At 70.6% G+C, this 21,123-nt stretch carries 14 protein-coding genes; 3 read left to right on the top strand and 11 right to left on the bottom strand.

The window, feature by feature from the left end:
* Positions 1–24: 24 nt before the first annotated feature.
* Positions 25–990: a diacylglycerol kinase gene (locus tag ACT3S3_RS11835; protein WP_301442605.1), complete on the bottom strand. Its 966-nt coding sequence runs from the start codon at positions 988–990 to the stop codon at positions 25–27.
* Entirely contained in the window at positions 983–2,608 is a 1,626-nt protein-coding gene (locus ACT3S3_RS11830) for an FAD-binding oxidoreductase (protein WP_301442613.1), read from the bottom strand. The genes ACT3S3_RS11835 and ACT3S3_RS11830 overlap by 8 nt, the downstream gene beginning before the upstream one ends.
* Positions 2,609–2,700: 92 nt before the next feature.
* On the opposite strand from ACT3S3_RS11830, the gene ACT3S3_RS11825 reads away from it, so the two are divergent.
* The 3 genes from ACT3S3_RS11825 to ACT3S3_RS11815 all read left to right on the top strand — a co-directional run bounded on the left by ACT3S3_RS11825 (position 2,701) and on the right by ACT3S3_RS11815 (position 5,951).
* Positions 2,701–4,311, top strand: a complete 1,611-nt coding sequence (locus ACT3S3_RS11825; RefSeq protein ID WP_301442606.1) for a glycerol-3-phosphate dehydrogenase/oxidase — start codon at positions 2,701–2,703, stop codon at positions 4,309–4,311.
* Positions 4,312–4,492: 181 nt separating this feature from the next.
* Positions 4,493–5,221 (top strand): class I SAM-dependent methyltransferase, encoded by a 729-nt coding sequence (locus tag ACT3S3_RS11820; RefSeq protein ID WP_441578981.1) that lies wholly within the window; start codon positions 4,493–4,495, stop codon positions 5,219–5,221.
* A complete protein-coding gene (locus tag ACT3S3_RS11815; RefSeq protein ID WP_301442608.1) occupies positions 5,214–5,951 on the top strand; it encodes a hypothetical protein in 738 nt (245 codons plus the stop codon). The genes ACT3S3_RS11820 and ACT3S3_RS11815 overlap by 8 nt, the downstream gene beginning before the upstream one ends.
* 30 nt (positions 5,952–5,981) lie before the next feature.
* Here the strand turns inward: ACT3S3_RS11815 and ACT3S3_RS11810 are convergent, their stop codons facing one another.
* The 9 genes from ACT3S3_RS11810 to ACT3S3_RS11770 all read right to left on the bottom strand — a co-directional run bounded on the left by ACT3S3_RS11810 (position 5,982) and on the right by ACT3S3_RS11770 (position 21,117).
* Complete coding sequence (locus tag ACT3S3_RS11810; RefSeq protein WP_301442609.1) at positions 5,982–8,027, bottom strand: glucose PTS transporter subunit IIA; 2,046 nt, start codon at positions 8,025–8,027, stop codon at positions 5,982–5,984.
* A gap of 69 nt (positions 8,028–8,096) precedes the next feature.
* A complete protein-coding gene (locus ACT3S3_RS11805) occupies positions 8,097–9,032 on the bottom strand; it encodes a hypothetical protein (RefSeq protein WP_301442610.1) in 936 nt (311 codons plus the stop codon).
* A 144-nt stretch (positions 9,033–9,176) separates the two neighbouring features.
* Positions 9,177–11,738 carry an acyltransferase family protein gene (locus tag ACT3S3_RS11800; protein ID WP_301442611.1) on the bottom strand — a complete coding sequence of 854 codons (2,562 nt, stop codon included), beginning with the start codon at positions 11,736–11,738 and terminating at the stop codon, positions 9,177–9,179.
* Positions 11,739–11,829: 91 nt separating this feature from the next.
* The gene (locus ACT3S3_RS11795) at positions 11,830–14,466 is read right to left on the bottom strand and encodes an acyltransferase family protein (protein WP_444615011.1); all 2,637 of its coding nucleotides are present in this window, start codon (positions 14,464–14,466) and stop codon (positions 11,830–11,832) included.
* A 62-nt stretch (positions 14,467–14,528) separates the two neighbouring features.
* Complete coding sequence (locus tag ACT3S3_RS11790; protein ID WP_444615012.1) at positions 14,529–16,802, bottom strand: acyltransferase family protein; 2,274 nt, start codon at positions 16,800–16,802, stop codon at positions 14,529–14,531.
* A 5-nt stretch (positions 16,803–16,807) separates the two neighbouring features.
* Entirely contained in the window at positions 16,808–19,102 is a 2,295-nt protein-coding gene (locus tag ACT3S3_RS11785; protein ID WP_301442659.1) for an acyltransferase family protein, read from the bottom strand.
* Positions 19,103–19,306: 204 nt separating this feature from the next.
* Complete coding sequence (locus ACT3S3_RS11780; protein WP_301442658.1) at positions 19,307–19,507, bottom strand: hypothetical protein; 201 nt, start codon at positions 19,505–19,507, stop codon at positions 19,307–19,309.
* A 39-nt stretch (positions 19,508–19,546) separates the two neighbouring features.
* Positions 19,547–20,137 carry a GNAT family N-acetyltransferase gene (locus ACT3S3_RS11775; RefSeq protein WP_301442657.1) on the bottom strand — a complete coding sequence of 197 codons (591 nt, stop codon included), beginning with the start codon at positions 20,135–20,137 and terminating at the stop codon, positions 19,547–19,549.
* Between the two features lie 14 nt (positions 20,138–20,151).
* Entirely contained in the window at positions 20,152–21,117 is a 966-nt protein-coding gene (locus tag ACT3S3_RS11770; protein ID WP_301442656.1) for an aldo/keto reductase, read from the bottom strand.
* Between the last annotated feature and the right edge of the window lie 6 nt (positions 21,118–21,123).

Below are 21,123 nucleotides of genomic sequence, written 5' to 3'. Positions count from 1 at the left end.
ACTGAGCGGGGCACACACCCGAACCTACGGCCGGGGCACCAGGTAGCGCCCGGCCCCGGGGACGACCTCGACCTCCATCGGCAGCGGGGCGAAGCGGTCACCGTCGGCGTAGCCGTTGATGTGCTGTCCGCCACGGTCGGTCATCTCGATGCGCACCCGGCGCGCCCGGTAGGTGTTCACCCCACGTTCCTCCACGAAGCTGCCGTCGAAGATCTTCATGAACTTCGTCGCCGCCTTCGCCCGTCCCATGCGCTCGAGCACAGTGACGTCGAGGATGCCGTCGTGGTGGTCGGCGTCCGGGCAGATGACCATGCCGCCGCCGTAGCTGCGTGTGTTGCCCATCGCCACCAGCGTCATGTTCTCCTCGACGACCCTCTCCTCGTCGGTACCGGGGTCCAGAACCAGCCGGGTCGGGATGGAGTGGAAGTTGAGGAACTCCGCGACGATGGCCACGTTGTAGCGCATCTGCCCGCGCGGCCACCGGATCCGGTTGGTGCGGTCGGAGACCAGGGAGTCGAAGCCGGCGCAGGCGATGGTGCCGAACCAGTGCTCGTCGCCGGCGTCGTCACGCATGCGTCCCAGGTCGGTGGTGGTGCAGAAACCACGGGCGATGACGTCTGCCGCCCGGCGCGGGTGGGTGGGGATGCCGTACTCGCGGGCGTGGTCGTTGCCCGTACCTGCGGGGATGATGCCCAACGGGGTGGACGTTCCGGCCTGTTCCTGCAGGGCAAGGTTGATCAGCCCGTCGCCGCCGCAGACGACGAGTGCGTCGATCCCCTCCTCGGCGACCATGCGTCCGGCGAGTTCGCGGGCGCCCTCGGGAGAAGCCCCCTGGATGCTGACCACGTCGATGCCGTGGTCGGCGAAGCGGTCGCGGGCGATGTCGGCGGCCGCCCCCGCCCCACCCTTGCCGGCGTGGGGGTTGGTCAGCAGGGCGATGCGCCGCAGGTCGACGTGGCCGACCTCGTAGGCGTGCCGGCGCTCACTCATCGTCGCCCCCGATCAGCGTGCCGGGGTTCATCACGCCGTCGGGGTCGAGACGGTCCTTCACCGCGCGCAGCACGGCGACCCCCAGCTCGCCGATCTCGGCGGCCATGAAGGGGCGGTGGTCGGCACCCACGGCATGGTGGTGGGTGACGGTGCCGCCGTTCTCGGTCAGCGCTCGGGTCACCGCGGTCTTGGCGGTGCGCCACTGTGCCACCGGGTCACCCTTCTGCGCGGCGACCACGGTGAAGTACAACGAACAGCCCTCGGCGTAGACGTGGGAGACGTGGCACATGATCAGCGCCATGGTGCCGGAGCCGTTCAAAGTGCCCGCCAGCGCCTCGCCCACGGCCTTCTTCAGCCGGGAGACGTTGGACCAGTCGGTGCAGGTCTCCAGGGTCTCGCAGAGTGCGCCGGCGTCCAGCAGGGAGTCGCGCAGCACCGGGGCGTTGAACCGGCCCTGCTCCCAGTGCCGTGCGGGCTCCTCCCCCACGCTCGTGGCCCCCTTGGAGAGCAGCAGGTCGCGGGTCTCGGCGTGCCGGGAGGCGGTGTGCTCCTCGGTACCCTCGTACATGGTGATGCACATGCACCCGGGCGGGGAGCTGGACTCGCCGGCCTTGTCGCCGGAGGACAGGTTGACCGAGGACTCGATCTCGTCGGACAGCCGGATCACCGTGGGCCCGGTGCCGGTCTGCTTCACGGCCCGCAACGCGGCCACACCGGTGGCGAAGTCGGGGAAGGTGAAGGCCTCGTAGCGTTTGACCTGCGGCACCGGGTGCACGCGCAGCCGCACGCGGGTGACCACGCCGAAGACCCCCTCCGAGCCCATCACCAGTTCGCGCAGGTCGGGCCCGGCGGCCGAGGCCGGGGACGCGTGGCCCACGGTCATCACACCGACCGGGGTGACCAGAGTGAGTTCGCGGACCATGTCGTCGAAGCGTCCGTACCCGGCGGAGTTCTGCCCGGACGAGCGGGTCACCGCGTAGCCGCCGATCGTGGCGTAGGGGAAGGACTGCGGGTAGTGGCCGATCTGCAGTCCGTGCTCGGCGAGCAGCAGTTCGGCGGCCGGGCCGGTCAGCCCCGCCCCCAGGGTGGCCAGGCCGGACTCGGCGTCCACCTCGGACAGGCGATCGAAGCGCACCAGGTCGAGGCTGACCACGGCGCGGAAGCTGCGCGAGCCGTCGGTGTCGCCCGGGGTCAGCCCGCCGACGACGGACGTGCCGCCGCCGAAGGGCACCACGGCGATCCCCTCGCGCGAGCAGAACCGCATGACGGCCAGCACCTCGTCCTCCGTGCCGGGTGCGAGCACCGCGTCCGGCGCGGAGACCACGTGGGACGCCCCGGCGCGCCATTCCAGCAGGTCCAGGGAGGACTTGCCGCGGGCGCGCGGCGCGCGCTGGGCGTCGTCGGTGGAGACGTGGGCGGCGCCCACGACGTCGGCGAAGGCCTGCAGGTCGGCGTCCTGCAGCCGTACCGGGCTGAGCGTGACGGCGTCGAGGTCGACCTCGCGCGCGGCGGTCGCCCCGGCGTCCTCCCGCACGCCCATGAGGGTGCCGAGCATGGAGCGCGTCGAGGAGCCCAGGGGCTTCGCCTCGTCGACGGTGCCCCAGAGGTTGAACTTCATCGGCGGGATCGGCAACGTGTCCATGACCACACAAGATACCCGGTCCGCCGACTCCCCGACGCGGAATCCCGCACACCGATAGACTGCAGGTCATGACAACCTTCCGGCCGGACGCCACCCGACTCGACGCCGCCCGCCGCACCGGTGAGGTCACCGGCCTGCGCGACAGACACACCCATGTGGACCTCGTCGTCATCGGTGCCGGCGTCACCGGCGCCGGGGTGGCGTTGGACGCGGCGACCCGCGGACTGGACGTCCTGCTCGTCGACGCCCACGACATCGCCTTCGGCACCTCGCGCTGGTCCTCGAAACTCGCCCACGGCGGTCTGCGCTACCTCGCCACCGGCAACGTGGGCATCGCCCGGCGCTCCGCCGTGGAACGCGGCATCCTCATGGGCACCACCGCCCCGCACCTCACCCACGCCGTGACCCAGGTCGTGCCCGTGCAGGACCGCTACACCCGCGGGCAGAAGACCACCCCGCGCGTCGGGTTCCTCGCCGGCGACGCACTGCGTGTCGCCGCAGGTACCCCGGCGTCCACCCTGCCGGCCTCACGCACCGTCAGCGCCCGTACCGTCGCCGAACTGTGCCCCGCCGTCGACACGTCCGACCTGCGCTTCGGCTACGTCAACCACGACGGTCAACTCGTCGACGACGCCCGCCTGGTCACCGCCCTGGTCCGCACCGCCGCCGGCTACGGGGCACGTGTGGTGACCCACTGCCGCGCCGTGGAGGCCCACGGCGACCGGGTCGTCCTGCGCGACGAACTCTCGCCGGACGCCCCGACGTTCGGCGTGACCGCCGGGGCCGTCGTCAACGCCACCGGCGTGTGGGCCGGGCACCTGGACCCGCAGGTCACCGTGCGTCCCTCCCGCGGGACGCACCTGGTCATCGACGCCGCCGCCGTCGGCAACCCCACCGGCGCGCTGACCGTGCCCGTGCCCGGCCACAGCAGCCGGTTCTGCTTCATCCTGCCCGAGCAGCTCGGCCGCTGCTACGTGGGCATCACCGACGAGGACCTGGGCACGAAGACCATCCCGGACGTGCCCGAGGTGCCGGACTCCGACGTGCGCTGGATCCTCGACGTGGTCAACCAGGCCCTCGCCGTGGACCTCACCACCGACGACGTGCTCGGTGCGTTCGCCGGGCTGCGGCCGCTGGTGCAGTTCAACAGTGATTCTGGGGACTCTGCCGACTCGTCCACCGCGGACCTCTCGCGCGACCACGTGATTCTCACCGGCGAGGGGGGCGACGCCAACCTGGTCACCGTGACCGGCGGCAAGCTCACCGAGTACCGGCTGATGGCGGAGCAGACCATGGACCTCGTCGCCGGTATGCTGCGCGAGTCCGGGTCCACTCCGGGGCCGTGCGTGACCGCCACCACCCCCCTGGTCGGCGCGCCCGGCTCCCCCGGCGTGCAGTATGTGCGTTCCAGCGACCTCGCCGGGCTGCCCGCCTCGATGGTGGAACGCTTCGGCCACGAGGCCCCGGCCGTGCTGCGCACCTGCCCGGTGGAGCGACCGCTGGAGCCGGTGGCCCCGGGCATCGACACCGTGCGCGCCGAGTTCGCCTGGCACGTGACCCACGAGGGTGCGATGACGGTGGAGGACCTCATCGACCGCCGGTCCCGCATCGGCCTGGTCACCGCCGACCGGGACGTCTGCCTGCCCGCCGCCGAGGAGATCCTCGCCGCGGTGCGCTAGAAACAACCCGCGAAAGTACCCCCGAAGAACTGTCTGAACTGCACCGTTAGTCCGTTTGCGGCCTGCTGGATGCCGAGAAGCTCTTGCAGAGTTCTTTTGGAGTTGTGTGAAGAACCCTCAAAGAACCACCCGGCCACCGCGTGCGGCCCCACCACACCGGTCGACTGGCATACTGGTGGGCATGAGTCCGATCCAGCCCATGTCAGTACCGCCAGTACCGTCAGAACCCTCGCCTGAGCCCCAGTCCGGGACCGGCCCCGCGGGTAACGCGACCACCACCTGGGCGTCCGTCACCGGGGCGGACCCCGCCCACTCGCAGCGCTACATCGCCCGGTGGGAGGGCTTCGAGCACGAGGGCAAGGACATCGACGGTGAGGCCCGGCTGGTCGACGCGATGGCACCGCGCCACGCCCGCGTCCTCGACGCCGGCTCCGGCACCGGACGCGTCGCCGCCGTCCTGGCCGCCCGCGGCCACCTCGTCGCCGCCGTCGACATCGACCCGCAGCTCGTCGAGTACGCGCGCGGGCGCTACGCCGGCTCCGGCGTGGAGTGGGCGGTCGGCGACCTGGCGTCCGACGCGGAGGTGCCGTCCGGCCCGTTCGACATCATCGTCTCCGCCGGCAACGTCCTGGCGTTCATCCCCGACGCCGCGCACCGCCAGGCGCTCGGCGTCCTGGCGTCCCGCCTGGCCCCGGCAGGACGCCTCGTCGTCGGCTTCGGCCTGTCGCGCGGGCGCTCCGTCGAGGAGTTCGCGCAGGACGTCACGGCCGCCGGCCTGCGTCTCGTCCAGCGGTTCTCCTCGTGGGAGCTGCAGCCGTTCACCGACGGCACAGAGGGAACCGACGCGAGCGACTTCATGGTCGCCGTGCTGCAGCTCGCCGAGCCCGCCGGAGGTGACCACGATGAGTGAGCCCACCCCCGTGTCGAACTCCGTGGCGCAGGTCGTGTTCCGCCACGACCCCACCGCCGCGCCGCAGTGGACCTACTACGGCATCAACGCGCCGATGACCGGCAGCGCGCAGAAACTCTCCGAGGCGAAGTACGCCGCCAACCGTGACCTGCAGTTCCTCTCCGGCGAGGAGAAGCCGGCGATGCGCAGCTACGCCGAGTGGGCCGTGGACCAGGAGACCAGCCCCGAGGCCATGCCGCACGGCGGGTCCCACGGCGGGCCTCCCAGCGGGCCGGGCATGTTCGTGCGCTCCCTGCAGGACGAGGACACCAACCAGCGCCTGCACCGGCAGAACCTCGCGCAGGCCTACCTCGAGGGGATCCGTTCCACCCCGGAGATCCGCAGCACCCTGCCCGCGCTCGTCGCCGGCGACACCGGTGAGGACGACTCAGGCGAGGACGCCGCAGGTGCCGACGGGAACGACGGCGCCGAGGGCCCGTCCGACGTCATCCTCGTGACCCTGTTCCCCCACGACCTGCTCGGTGACGCGCTGCTGAACCTCACCGCGATGGACACCGTGATCTTCTGCCTGCCCGACGGAGACTCCCTCGGATTCCTGCCCGTCGCCGGCACCGAGGTGTGGCCGACCGACGGCTCCACCGGCATGCTGGAGCGCTTCGGCCTGGACGAGTTCGCCACCGTGCAGGACCTCATGGACGCCAGCGACGGCGACGGGGTCGTGGAGGGCTGAGCCCGCCGCGCCGCCGCGCCCCGCGCCGTCCTACTTCGGCTCCCGGCTCCCCAGCCGGACCTTCTCGACCTCGCGTCCCTTGTCCACGTCGGAGTCCTTGAACCCGAAGAACCAGGTCAGGGTGAACGCCACGGCGAGCGCCACGGCGGAGGCGACGAGGTAGCCCCAGAAGCTGGCGTCCACCCCGTCGTCGGGGTTGACGAAGGAGGTGAAGCCGATCAGCGACCCGGTGAAGCCCCACATGTTCACGTTGAACAGGCCGGTCAGCAGCCCGCCGACCGCACCACCGACGGACGCCATGATGAACACGCGCCCGTACTTCAGGTTCACCCCGTACATCGCCGGCTCGGTGATGCCGCAGAACGCGGAGATCGCCGCCGGGCCGGACAGGGTCTTGATCTTCTCGATCCGGGTGCGCAGGAACACCGCGAGCACCGCGCCACCCTGTGCGACCATCGTCACGGAGATGATGGCGTTGAGGTAGGAGTTCCCGTTCGCCGCGATGTCCTGCGCCACCAGCGGGATCACCGCCCAGTGCAGCCCGAAGATCACCAGCGACTGGTACAGCGCACCGATGACCGTGCCGGACACCGTGGGCGAGAGGTCGTAGAGCCCCTGGATCAGGTTCGCGATGCCCGTGGACACGAACATGACCACCGGCCCCAGGATCAGCAGGATCGCCAGGGACACGATGACGACCTCGAACAACGGCACGAAGATCATGCGCACCATGTTCGGGATCACCCGCTTCAGCCACGGCTCGAGCACGGAGGCCAGCCAGGCGGCGACGATCATCGGGAAGATCGAGTACGAGTAGCTCGCCACGTGGAAGGGGATGCCGAAGAAGTCGGAGTTCAGCGACATACCCAGCAGCGCGCTGTCGCCCTCGGTCTCGGACATGTCCACCAGGCTCGGGTAGCAGAGCACGCCGCCGATGATCGAGACGATGATCGGGTCCGCCCCCAGCCTGCGTGCGGCGGTGAACCCGACGAAGATCGGCAGGAAGAAGAACACCGCGTCGCTCATCGCGTTGATGATCTGGTAGGTGTTCGAGTCCTCGGCGATCAGGTCGAAGTTCAGCAGCAGCGACAGGACGCCCTTGATGATGCCGGACGCCGCGAGCAGCCCGATCACCGGGATCATCGACCCGGTGATCACGCCGATCAGCTCGGAGAACCCGTACTTCACCCACCCCACCGCGGTGGTGGGGCGTTCGCGCGGCTCCGCGTCGGACGCACCGGCGCCTGTGTCTCCGCCGCCCGCGCCTCCCGCGCCGGACGCCTCGAGCCGCCGCTCGACGGCGTCGTAGACGTCCTCCACGTCGGCACCGATGACGACCTGGTACTGCCCGCCGGCGCGCACCACGTCGATGACCCCGTCGAGGTCCGCGACGGCGGTGTCGTCGGCGAGGTCGGCGTCCTTCAGGTAGAAGCGCACCCGCGTGATGCAGTGCGTGACGCTGCGGACGTTCTCCGCGCCGCCGATGTTGTCCAGGATCTCCCACGCGGTGAGGTCGAAACCGTCCAGACCCGCAGGACGCCCCGAGGCTTCCGGCGCTTCCGGCGCTTCCGCCGCCGGCGCGGCGGCCGGTGCGTCCTGCGTGGCGGCCGCGCCGGCGAGGAACACCTGCGCCACCACGTCGCCGCGCTCCGCCTCGCCGACGGTCACGTCGAGGTGGTCGACCATCTTCTTCGAGTTCGTCACCACCACCACGGTCGTGGTGGACTTGCCGGCCTCGGTGATCGCCGCGACGTCCATGGTGGCGATCTTCTGACCCGCGGTCACCGTGTCACCCTTGGCGACGTCGACGGTGAAGGGGCGGCCCTCCAGCTCCACGGTGTCCAGACCCAGGTGGACCAGGTACTGCAGGCCGGAGTCGGTCGCGATCCCCACCGCGTGGCCGGTCTTGGCCACCATCACCACCTCCCCGGTGACCGGGGAGCAGACCTCGCCGCCCGGGGTGTCGGTGATGCCGAAGCCGACCCCCATCGCCTCGCGGGCGAACACCGGGTCGGGGACCTCCGACATCTCGATGACGGTGCCCGCCAACGGGCACACCATCTCTTCCTGGCTCATCTCACACTCCTCATTGCACGCTCCTGGGGTAGCTACGGGATTGCACCAGGCTACGGCAACCGCGGCGTCCTACCGTCTGTGCCAGTCGTGCACGCTGCGGTCCGTGGGGATCTCCTCGACCCGTAACTTGCGGGTGCGCCGGTTGGCCAGGTTGAACAGCACGGTGTCGAGCACCTCCGCGCCGATCTCGCGGGCGGCGTGATCGACGCTGGCATCCGGGTAGCGCAGCAGCGTCCAGCCCCACCGCACCGCCGCATTGCCCTTCCACCGGTCGGCCACGAAGTCCTCGCGTCGCGCGGAGCCGGCCGCATGGTACTGACGACTGTCGATCTCGATGCACACCCGCGCCTCCGGGATGACGATGTCGAAGTAGTAGCCACGGATCTGCGCGTTGACCTGCACGGTCACGTCCACCCCGTCGAGGGCGCTCACGATGATGCACACGGCCTTGTACTCCAGTTCGCTGGCGGTGCCGGTGATCACGCCGCCGGCGAGCTCCACCGCCCGTGCCCTGCGCGACGGCTCCAGGGCGGCAAGATCCTCCGCCAGTCGCCGGTTGCCACGGAACCCGCCGTAGTTGCGCATCAGCAGGGAGCCGCGCATGCTCTCGGTGATGTCGGCACCCTGCGCGGTGACGGCGGTGGCCAGCCCGTTGAGGGTGGGCAGGCCGCGGCGGTACTCGGTGGCGCCGCGGCGCGCGGTGCTGAGCTGCAGCAACGTCCCGCCGTCCCGGCTTCTCCCGCGCGGCACGCTCGCCTGCGCCGGCCAGGCCATGGGCACCATGGAGTGCAGGAACGCCGCGGTGCGTCCGGTGTAGACCAGGCCCTCGCGCGCCCAGGCCAGGGCGGCGAGCACGACCAGGTCAGTGGGTTCCTCGGTGCTGTACAGGCCGCGGACGATGCGGTGGATCGCGCCGCGCGCGCATTCCCCGCGCAGCGAGTCGGGCGTCCTGCCCGACGCGATCAGCTCGGTGGTCGTCCAGAACTTCTTGTCGTTTCCCGCCATGTGCGGTCCCCTCCCCCGGGTAGGACAGCCCCCTGCCGTCCCGCGTTCCCCTCACGCTACCGGGCGACCCCGCGTGCCGTGCCGGATCCGGTGGTTCCGTGCCGCGGGAAGGACGGATCGGGCACGCGGCGCGGGGTCAGGCGGTCACCACTGGGGCGCGTAGCCGTACCCCGGGTCCACGTAGCCCGGATCCTGGTAGCCGTAGCCGGGATCCACGTAGCCGGGGTCCTGGTACCCGTACCCCGGATCGACGTAGCCGGGGTCGACCCAGCCCTGGTCGGGAGCGGGGTCCGGCACGGGGTCGGACGCGCCGCCGTCGCCGCCGTCGGCGCCGTCGGCACCGTCCTCCTCGCCGGGCTTCGGCAGGCGGAAGACGTCCTTCTGCACCTCACCGTCCGGCGAGTCGGGTCCGGGGGACGCTTCCTGCTCACGCTCGGTCTCCTCCAGCGCCTCCGGGTCGTACATCTGCCGGGAGATCTCCGGGGCGAGCATCGCGGCGAAGAGGTTCGTGAAGTGCTGCGCGTCGCGGTAGACCAGTACGTTGCCGACCACGCCGGGGCAGCGTCCGTCGCGGCACACCGCGTCGGTGACGTCGATGTTGGTCAGGTCGAGCCCACGGTAGGCGGCCAGCGCCGGGTTCACCGGTGCCAGCGACTCCTCCTCGTCGACACCGCAGTCCTCGTCGCCGCGATCCTCGGCCACGCACAGCCGCGCGTTGCCCTGCACCCCGGGGGAGTCCAGCACCCAGGGGGTGTCGCGCACGCCCCAGGTGTGGATGCCGGCGTCGGAGAGCTTGCGCACCATCTCCACGTACTCGTTCGGCACCTGGTCGGGCCCGTCGCCCTCGATGGTGGTCGGACGTGTCACCGTCATGAAGATGCCCTCGGACGGCGGGTTCTCGAAGATGAAGTCCTCGGCCTTCTTCTGCCACTCGCGGCACTCGGGGTAGTCCGAGCCGTCCCACTTGGGGATGTCCATGCCGATCACGCAGCCGAGCTTCAGGATCGGGACGATCTTGAAGTTGCGCTGCTTGGCGATGCGCTCCAGCGCCGGCAGGTAGTGCTCGGAGTGGGAACCGCCGACGAGGTACATCGTGCGGTCGGACTCCAGGTCACCGTAGGCGCAGGGCTCGTCCTCCTCGTTGAACCACTTGGTCATCACCAGGTCGGTGTGGCCGAAGTGGGCGAGGCAGCCGTCCTTCAGGGTGTTGGCGAGCATCGGTGCGTCGTCGGACGGGTCGGGCAGGACGGGCAGTCCGTCCGGCACGTCGGCGTCCTGCAGGAAGGCGTTGGGACCGGGGTACTCGGCGGGGTCGACGTCCTGCACGCCGAGCTCGCGGGCCCGGTTGTCGATGCGTGCCTGGGCGACGGGCCCGAAGGCGAACACCGCGCCGGTGACCAGGACGATGACCAGGGTGGCGACGACCTTGCCGCGCGAGCGCAGCGACGCCCGCCAGTAGCCGCGGTCGAAGAGCACCCACGAGTGGTGCGGCTTCTTCTTCTGACGCAGCGGGGTCTCCACGAAGCGGTGGGTGAGCCACGCCAGCAGCAGGGACAGGGCGATCACGCCGGTGCCGACGAGGGCACCGTTGAGCGGGCCGAGCGTGGCGGTGATGCCGCGCAGCCCGCCGGCCTGCGAGGCCGTCGAGGTGGAGAACCAGAACGTCGCCAGGGTCAGCAGCGGCCAGTGCCACAGGTACAGGCTGTAAGAGGTGCGCCCCAGGAACTGGAAGATCCGTCCGTCGAGCAGACGGCTCACGCCGGTGGACGGCGCGGGCAGCTTCTCCCCCGCTGCGGCGGACGGGTCAGACGCGTCGGACGTATCGGATTCCGGGTTGCCGGCGAAGATGACCAGCATCGCGCCGGCGAGCGGCAGCAGAGTCCAGGGGCCGGGGAACTGGGCTGCACCGTCGAGGAACAGGCCCGTGGCGATGATCAGAGCCAGGCCCGCCAGGCCGGCCGGCCAGCGCAGCCACCGCAGTGAGCGCGGGATGGCGATACCCAGCAGCCAGATACCGAACAGGCCACCCAGCCCGATCTCCCAGAAGCGGGAGAACGGCGAGTAGTAGTTCACGGCCTGGTCGTGCTGGCCCAGCCAGGTGGCGTAGCCGAAGCTGGCGGCGGTGCCGATGACCAGCAGCAGGTGCAGCAGGTTCGTGCCGAGTTTCGCCTTCTTGCGGAACAGGGTCGCCAGCAGGGCGATGACCAGCAACGACCCGAGGTAGATCTGCATCTGCACCGACATCGACCAGATGTGCTGGTAGAGGCTCACGTCCCGGTTGATGGCGGTGTACTCCTGGCCTTCACTGGCCAGGTGGAAGTTCTGGATGTAGAGCAGCGAGGCGGAGGCGTCGTTGCCGGCGTTGACCCACCGGACCTCGGCGTAGACCACCACGGCGAGCACCAGGGTGGCGGCGACGACGGTGATCAGGGCCGGGTACAGGCGGCGCAGGATGCGCAGGAACGACTGGACGACGGTGAGGCCTGCGGGGTTCAGCGCGTTGCGGATCTGCGGGGCGAAGAAGAAGATGCCGCCGACGAGGAGGAACACATCCACGCCCGACGAGACCCGTCCGACGAAGACGTGGAAGACGACGACCAGTGCGATCGCCAGTCCACGGAGCCCGTCGATGTCCCGGCGGTGTGAGGCCCGGGGACGCCCTGTGGACGCGCTGGACGTCCCTGGCTGCGAGGAGGAAGAGTTCATGGCGCGCTACAGCATACCGCCCACCGACCCGGAATACTGAACACGCCAGGGCCCCGGAGCGTTACACGGGGGTGTCGGGCAAGGTAATGCTTCAGTAAGGCGGAGCGTAGCCCGGATCCACGTAGCCCGGGTCGACGTAGCCGGGATCGACCCAACCGGGGTCCACGTATCCCGGATCCACGTAGCCGGGGTCGACCCATTCCTGCGCGGGCTCCGGCACCGGCTCCGGCACGGGCTCCGGCACAGGCTCCGTCTCCGGGCGCGGCAGTACGAAGACGTCCTTCGGCGCCAGCGCCGGCGCGGTGGCACCGCCCGAACTGCCGGAACCGCCGGACGCCGCGTCGCCGCTGGCGCGCACGGCGTCCGCCACCACGCGGCGTTGCTCGTCGGCCGGGGCGGGGTCGTACATCTGCCGTTCGATCTCGGGGGCCATCATCGCCGACCAGGTGGGCGTGAAGTGGTTGCCGTCTCGGTAGACCAGCACGTTGCCGACGACCGCGGGGCACACCCCGTCGTGGCAGTAGGCGGCGGTGAGGTCGAGGTGGGTGACGTCGAGCCCGCGGTAGGCGTCCTGCGCGGGGTTGGTCTCCAGCAGTTCGGCGGCAGAGGGGCCGCAGTCCTCCGGTGAGCCGCCGTCGGCGACGCAGAGCATGGAGTTGCCCAGCGACCCGTCGACCTGACGCCACGGGTTGTCGCGCACCGCCCAGGTGTGGATGCCGGCGTCGCTGAACCGGCGCACGGTGTCCACGTACCCGTCGGGCACCTGGTCGGGCCCGGCGCCGGTCCGCGCGGTGGGGCGGGTGGAGGTCATGAACACCCCGTCGGTGGGCGGGTTGTCGAGGATGTGGTCCTCGACCTTGTCCTGCCAGGCGTAGCACTCATCGTAGTCGTCGCCGTTCATCCGCTCGATCCGCGCGCCGAGCACGCAGCCGACCTTGACCAGCGGCAGGATCCGGATGCCCCGCTCGCGCCCGATGGCGTCGAGGGCGGGCAGGTAGTGCTCGGAGTGCGAGCCGCCGGCGAGGTACATGGTGCGTGTCGAGTCCACGTCGCCGTAGGCGCAGGGCTCGTCGGAGGTGTTGTTCTCCTTGGTCAGCACCAGGTCCTCGCCCTCGATGCCCACGAGGCAGCCGTCGAGGGAGGTCTCCGGCAGCATCACGGACTTGTCCCATACGGGTGCGGGACGCACCGGCACGTCGTCGGGGACGCCGGTGCCGTCGTCGAGAAAGGCGCGCGGCCCCGGGTAGTCGTCGGACGTGCCGTCGGTGGCGCCGGAGCCCACGTCCTCCGCGGCGAGGCTGGGCCCGATGACCCGGTCCTGCACGATGCGCTCCGACGAGAGCACGACCGCACTGGCCAGCACGATGGCGGTCACCGTGACCAGCTTCCCGCGGGAGCGCAGCAGCGACGCCCAGTAGCGCCGGTCGGTCAGCATCCAGGAGCGTTCCGGTTTGCCGTGCTGGCGCAGCGGGGTCTCCACGAACCGGTGGGTGGCCCACGCCAGCAGCAGCGAGACGACCACCACGCCGGTACCGACGGCGACGCCGCGCCCGGTGCCCAACGTGGCGGTGATGCCGGCCAGGCCGTCCGACGCCGACTCACCGGTCCCGCCGGTCTCCCCTGTGCCGGAGGTGCCGGCCGAGCCAGCCTCGGCGAAGAGGTAGGTCGCCAGCACCAGCAGCGGCCAGTGCCACAGGTACAGACCGTAGGAGGTGCGCCCCAGGAACTGGAAGATCCGTCCGTCGAGCAGACGGGTGACCCCCACCGACGCGACGGTGCGTCCCTCCGCCGCCGCACGCGCCCGGTTGCCGTCCGGCTCGGCGACGGGCGTGCCCGCCACGATGACGAGCATCGCCCCGGTCAGCGGCACGAGCGTCCAGGGGCCGGGGAACTGGGCGGCGCCGTCGAGCAGCAGGCCGGTGGCCACGATGAGCACCAGGCCCACCACCCCGGCCGGCCAGCGCAGCCAGCGCCACACCCACGGGATGCTGCGGCCGACCATCCAGATGCCGAACAGGCCGCCCAGCCCGATCTCCCAGAAGCGCGACAACGGCGAGTAGTAGTTCAGCGCCTGGTCGTGCACGCCCAGCCACACCGCGTAGGCGAAGCTGGCCACCGTGGCCACCGACAGCGCGCGGTGCAGCAGCCGGTTGCCGGTGCGCGGGTGACGCCGGAACAGCGCCGCGAGCACCACGATGACCAGCAGGGACCCGAGGTAGATCTGCATCTGCACGGACATCGACCAGATGTGCTGGAACAGGCTCACGTCCCGGTTGATCGCCGAGTACTCCTTGCCTTCGGCGGCCAGGTGCAGGTTCTGAACGTAGAGCAGGGAGGACGCCGCGTCGCCCGCGGCCTGCGTCCACCGCGACACCGGGTAGACCGCCAACGCGAGCAGCATCACCAGGCAGACCACGGTGAGCAGTGCGGGGTAGAGGCGGCGCACGATGCGCACCACCGACTGCACCAGGGTCAACCCGGCGGTGTTCAGCGCGTTGCGGATCTGCGGGGCGAAGAAGAAGATGCCGCCGATGAGCAGGAACACGTCCACCCCGGCGGACACCCGGCCCACGAACACGTGGAAGACGACCACCAGGGCGATGGCCAGGCCACGCAGCCCGTCGATGTCACGGCGGTGGGTACGCCGCGACGACCGCCGCCCGCCGAGCACGGGGGCGGGGCCTTGTGCTGGGGCGGGTGGGGGTCCTGGGGCTGGGGCGGGCGTCATCTCGTCGTCGATATTAAGTCGACTCTCAGCCCATTACCCCCACGACACACCGGTGGAGGTGTTCAGGCCCCGAACATCTGCCGGGTGATCTCCGGGGCGAGCATCCCGGCGAAGCGGTTGCTGAGGTGCTGGGAGTCACGGTAGACCAGCACGTTGCCGACCACCGCCGGGCACTGCCCGTCGCGGCACACCGCGGCGGTGAGGTCGAGGTGCGTCACGTCCAGCCCGGCGAGGGCGGACGTCGCCGGGTTGGACGCGGCGAGCGCCTCGTCCTGCGCGACGGCGCAGTCGGACGTCCCTGTGTCACCCTTGTCGCCGTCCTCGGCGACGCAGAGCCGCCCGTTGAGCTGCGTGCCCTGCTCCGCCATCAGCCACGGGGTGTCGCGCACGCCCCAGGTGTGGATGCCGGCGGCGGTGAAGCGGGAGACCACGTCCACGTAGCCCTGCGGCACCTGGTCGGGCCCGTCGCCGGCGATGGTGGTGGGCCGGGTGGAGGTCATGAACACCCCGTCGGTCGGCGGGTTGTCCAGGATGTACTGCTCGGCGGCGACCTGCCACTGCGCGCACTCCGGGTAGGCCTCACCGGTGTCGCGGGTCAGCGGTTCGCCGAGCACGCAGCCCATCTTCACCAGCGGCACGACCCTGATGCCCCGCTCGGCGGCGATGCGGTCCAGGGCGGGCAGGTAGTGCTCGGAGTGCGAACCGCCGGCCAGGTACATGGTGCGCGTCGAGTCCACGTCGCCGTAGGCGCAGGGCTCGTCGGACTCGTTGAACTCCCTGGTCAGCACCAGGCCGGTCTCGTCGAAGCCGGAGTAGCAGCCGTCGTCCTGGGTCTGCGGCATCATCGGATCGACCTCGGTGGTGCCCGGGACCACGTCGAGGCCGTCGGGCACCGGGGCGTCCTCCAGGTAGGCGGCGGGGCCGGGGTAGTCGCGCGGGTCGACCGGTTCGGTGGCCAGGGTGGTCGCCCGGTCCTCGTTGTGGCGCTCGACGAGCGGGCCGAAGGCCATCACCGCGACGCTGGCGGCGACGATCACCATCGCCGCGGTCGTCTTGCCGCGGCTGCGCAGCGCGGCCCGCAGGTAGGCGTGGTCGCCGAGCACGAACGAGCGCGGCGGGCGCGCCGACTGCTGCAGCGGCACCTCGATGAACCGCAGCGTGAGCCAGGCCAGCACCACGGACGCGGCGATCACGCCGGCGCCGACCGCCGCGCCGGTGCCCATGCCGAGGGTGGCGGTGATGCCCTGCAGACCCGCGTCGGACGCCTCGGCGCCGGTCTCCTCCGCCGCGGCCTGCGTGGTGTCGGTGGCCAGGAACGTCGCCAGGGTCAGCAGCGGCCAGTGCCACAGGTACAGGCCGTAGGCGGTACGGCCGAGGAACTGCAGCGGCGCGGTGCGCAGCAGCGCCGTCACGCCGGACGTCGTGTACCGCGTGGTCGCGGCGTCCTGCGAGGTCGCGGCGTCCCGCTCGGCGACGGGGTTGCCGGCCAGCACCACGAGCATCGCGCCGGCCAGCGGCACGAGGGTCCAGGGTCCGGGGAACTGGGCGGCGCCGTCGAGCAGCAGGCCGGTGGCCACGATCAGCACCAGGCCGAGCACCCCGGCCGGCCAGCGCAGGCGTGCCCACGCGGCGGGCAGCGTACGGCCCAGCACGGCCATGCCGAACAGTCCGCCCAGGCCGATCTCCCAGAAACGCGACAGCGGCGAGTAGTAGTTCGCGCCCTGGTCCACCCCGCCGAGCCACACGCCGTAGCAGAAGCTGGCCACCGTGCCGATGAGCAGCAGCACCCGCAGCAGGGCCGTCCCGACCCTCGGCCACCTGCGGTACATCGACCCGAGCAGGGCGATGACCAGCAGCGAGCCGAGGTAGACCTGCATCTGCACCGACATCGACCAGATGTGCTGGAACAGGCTCACGTCCGCACTGATCGCGGCGTAGTCGTCGCCCTGGCGGGTGAGGTTCAGGTTCTGCACGTAGAGCAACGACGCCGCGGCGTCCTCCCCCGCATCCGACCAGCGCACCGGCGCATACACCACCAGCGCGGCCACGAGCGACACCGTCACCACGGTGACCAGCGCCGGGTAGAGGCGACGCAGGATGCGCAGGAAGGACTGCACCACCGTGAGCCCGGCCGGGTTCAGGACGTTGCGGATCTGCGGGGCGAAGAAGAAGATGCCGCCGAGCAGCAGGAACACGTCCACCCCGGCGGACACCCGGCCCACGAAGACGTGGAAGACCACCACCAGCGCGATCGCCAGGCCACGCAGCCCGTCGATGTCGATGCGTCGGACGGTGCGTTTCTTCTCTGGTTTCAGTGCAGGTTTCGTTTCTGCCACGGCGATCAGGCGGCGTCGTACATCTGCCGGCTGATCTCGGGTGCCAGCAGTGAGGAGAACAGGGACGTGAAGTGCTGGCCGTCGCGGTAGACCAGCACGTTGCCGACCACCGCCGGGCAGCGCCCGTCACGGCACAGCGCCGCGGTGAGGTCGATGTTGGTGATGTCGAGGCCCTCGTAGGCCTCCGGCGCAGGGTTCACCGGCGACAGGCTGGCCTCCTCGGCGATGCCGCAGTCACCGCCGGCATCGTCCTCGGCGCCCTCGGCGACGCACAGGCGCGCATTGCCCTGCACGCCCGGGCCCGCCATGTGCCACGGGGTGTCGCGGACGCCCCAGGTGTGGATGCCGGCGTCGGTGAGACGCTGCACCATCTCCACGTACTCCGGCGGCACCACGTCCGGGCCGTCGCCCTCGATCATGGTGGGCCTGGTGGACGGCATGAACACCCCGTCGGTCGGCGGGTTGTCGAAGATGAACTGCTGCACGTTGTCGTTCCACTCCGCGCACTCCGGGTACGGGTCGCCGCTGAGGTGCGGCAGGTTCATGCCCAGCACGCAGCCCATCTTCAGCAGCGGCACGATCTTGAAGCCCTGCTGTTCGGCGACCTCCTCCAGGCCGGTGAGGTAGTGCTCGGAGTGCGAGCCGCCGGCGAGGTACATGGTGCGGTCGGAGTCCACGTCGCCGTACACGCAGGGCTCGTCGGAGGAGTTGAACTGCTTGGTGAAGATCACGTTGGATTCGGCGAAGCCGGAGAAGCAGCCGTCCTTCTGCGTCTGCGGCAGCATCTCCTCCTCCCCGACGGCGGGGTCGGGTTCGACGGGGACGTCGTCCGGGGCGTTGGCGTCGGCGAGGAAGGCGGCGGGGCCGGGGTACTCGGCGGGGTCGATGTCGTCGGCGTCCACGGCGGCGGCGAGCTGGTTACGGTGCTCGATCACCGGCCCGAAGGACACCACGGCGGCCGTGGCGACGACCATCACCAGCGCGCACACCGCGCCGACGGTGCCGCGGCGTCCCGCCACGGACGAGCGCACGTAGGACGCCGACAGCGCCGTCGCCCGTTCCGGCTTGGCCTGCTGGCGCAGCGGGGTCTCGATGAAGCGGTAGGTCGCCCACGCCAGGAGCACCGACACGACCACCACCACGGAGCCGACGAGGAAACCCTCCCCGTTGCCGAGGGTGGCGGTGATGCCGTTGAGGAAACCGGTGCCGCCGCCCGGGGCGGCGACCTCGGCACCCTGCGACATCAGGTAGGTGACCAGCACCAACGCCGGCCAGTGCCACAGGTACAGGCTGTAGGCGATGCGGCCGAGGAACTGGAACGGCGCGGCACACAGCATCGCCGTCACGCCGGACGCTGCGTCCTGCGAGGTCGCGGCGTCCTGCGTGCTCGCGGCGTCCTCCCCGGCGACGGGGTTGCCGGCGAGCACCACGAGCATGGCGCCGGCCAACGGCACGAGCGTCCAGGGGCCGGGGAACTGCGCGGCTCCGTCGAGGAACAGGCCGGTGCCGATGATCAGCACCAGGCCCACGATGCCGGCGCCCAGGCGCAGGCGTGCCCACACCGCCGGCAGCGCGCGGCCCAGCAGCCAGATGCCGAACAGCCCACCCAGGCCGATCTCCCAGAAGCGGGAGAACGGGGAGTAGTAGTTCGCGCCCTGGTCGTGGCCGCCGAGCCAGGTGGCGTAGCCGAAGCTGGCCACGGTGGCCACCACCAGACCCCAGTGCAGCACCTGCGAGCTGGAACGCACGTGACGCTGGAACATCGCCGCCACCGCCGCGATGACCAGCAGGGAGCCGAGGTAGATCTGCATCTGCACCGACATCGACCAGATGTGCTGGAACACACTGACCTCGCGGTTCACCGCCGTGTACTCCTGGCCGAGGTTCGCCAGGTGCAGGTTCTGCATGTAGAGCAGCGAGGCTCCGGCGTCCTCCCCGACCTCCGGCCAGCGCACCCGGTTGAAGATCAGCACCGAGGCGATGACAGCCACGGTGACGACCGTGATCAGCGCCGGGTAGAGGCGACGGAAGATGCGCAGGAAGGACTGCACCACGGTGAGCCCGGCGGGGTTCAGCGCGTTGCGGATCTGCGGGGAGAAGAAGAAGATGCCGCCGAGCAGCAGGAACACGTCCACGCCGGAGGAGACCCGGCCGACGAAGACGTGGAAGATGACGACGAGCGCGATCGCCAGACCGCGCAGGCCGTCGATGTCCCTGCGGTGGCCCCGGTACCTGCTGCCGGACCGGGGGCCGGCCTGTGAACTGGCACCGGGCTGGCGTCGCGTGTGTGTCGAATCCATAGCGCTCACATGGTATCGCCGCCGGGGCCCTACGGCACGAAGGCCCGCCGGGGCGGGGTGGGACGGTGGGGGTCTGCCATCACCCGCTTAGGAGGTGAGCCACCCGGTGAGTTGCTCATCCGTGGACAGGTCGACCATCCGGACAAGATCCCGGTTGCCTTGGTGATTGTCCGCGAGGCGGAGGTGGTCGACCCAGTCGATCGCTTAGACCCGCAAGGGATCAACCATGTCTGCGACGGCGCCGTCGAACGAGTCACCGTCGGCCACGAGCGGTAGCCCCGGAAGCATGGTGCTCCAGCCGTCATTCTCGGCAACGGCCTGGGCATGTGCCGGACGGGCCTCCCCGAGGGTGCGACGCAACCGGTCACGGTCGATAGTGCCCGGTACCGCTGGTTCTTCAGTCATGTCGTCGGTCCTGTCTTGGGCCTCTCGTTGACCTTCCGGCTACGCCCCGAACGCGGGGTGGTAGCTCACGACCGCACGCGGGTAGGACGTTTCTCCGTCGAGCCGTAGCGCCTGGAAGTAGGGCGCGCTCTCCTGCGGCAGTCCCTCCATCACCAGGCCCTCGCGGGCGGCGAAACCGAAACGGTCGTAGTAGGTGGGGTCGCCGAGCAGGACCGCACCGGTGGCGTCCTTCGTGGTGTCGAGGAACTCCAAGGCGCTGCGCATCAGCGCCGCACCGATCCCCTCCCCCTGGTGCGCCGGGGACACCGACAGCGGGCCGATGCCGAACCAGCGCCCGGCGTCCTCCCCTGCCACGCCACCTGACGTGTCGCCCTCGAGCGTCACCGGCGACACCGCCACATGTCCGATCACCCAGCCGGAACGCACCGCGACCAGCGACAACGTGAGCGCATCGGCGGCGCGCAGAGCATCGACGATGGCAGGCTCGCGCCCGTCGGAGTGCTCGATACCCTCGAAGGCTGCCGCGGTGAGCGAGCGGATCTCGCCGGCGTCGCCGCCGTCGGCGGCCTCCGGGCGGATCACCGGGAGGCCGTGCGTGTCATCCGTTCCGTTGCCTGCGCCGTGGTTCATGCCACGGATTCTACTCAGAAACTACTCGACGCGGCGTCCAGCGTGGCGACCTCGTCCTCGGTGAGTTCCAGGGTCGTCGCCGCGATCAGCGGGGCGACCTGCTCCGGGGTGCGCGCCGAGGCGATCGGGGCGGTGACGCCCTTGGCCAGCAGCCACGCCAGTGCCACCGACGCCGGCTCCACGGAATGCGCCTCAGCGACCGTGAGCACGGCCTCGACCACGCTGAACGGGTCGGCGTCCTTCTCGAAGTAACCGCCGGTCTGTCCCTCGCGGGCAGCACCCTCCAGATCCTCACGGCTGCGGTACTTACCGGTCAGCAGGCCGGACGCCAGGGAGAAGTAGCTGAACACACCCACCCCGTACTCCTCGGCGACCTGCATGTAGCCGTCTTCGTAGCCGGCGCGCGAGAGGAGACTGTACTGCGGCTGGATCGCCAGCGGGATGGCGTGGTCGAGCTCCAGCTCGCGGGCGGTCTCGAAGAACTCGCGCATGCGCTCGGTGGAGTAGTTGGACAGGCCGATGTAACGGACCTTGCCGGAGTCCACCAGGGCCGCGGCGGTGCGGACCTGGTCGGCGATCGCCACGGACTCGTCGTCGTAGTGGAAGTAGTAGAGGTCGATGACCTCGGTCTGGAGCCGCTTCAGCGAGTCGTCGAGGTTGGACACGACCGTGTCGTGCGCCAGGCCTTCGGCACCCTGGAGTGCGCCGACCTTCGTGGCCAGGACGACCTGGTCGCGGTTGCCGCGCTCGGCGAACCACTGGCCGAGCACGGTCTCCGACTCGCCGCCGGAGTGGCCCTCGCCCCACTGCGAGTACATGTCGGCGGTGTCGATGAAGTTGCCGCCGGCGGCGAGAAACGCGTCGAGCACCGCGAAGGACTCCTCGGTGTCCGAGGTCCATCCGAAGGTGTTGCCGCCGAGGTTGAGCGGGGTGATCTCAAGATCGGTGCCGGGGACGGTAATACGCTTTGTCTCTGTCATGGCGAC

Source organism: Corynebacterium sp. AOP40-4SA-5 (assembly GCF_052377355.1).
In the GTDB taxonomy this organism is placed as follows: Bacteria; Actinomycetota; Actinomycetes; order Mycobacteriales; family Mycobacteriaceae; genus Corynebacterium.
The sequence above is the reverse complement of the archived record's forward strand: the minus strand, read 5'-3'. Positions and strand labels throughout refer to the sequence as shown.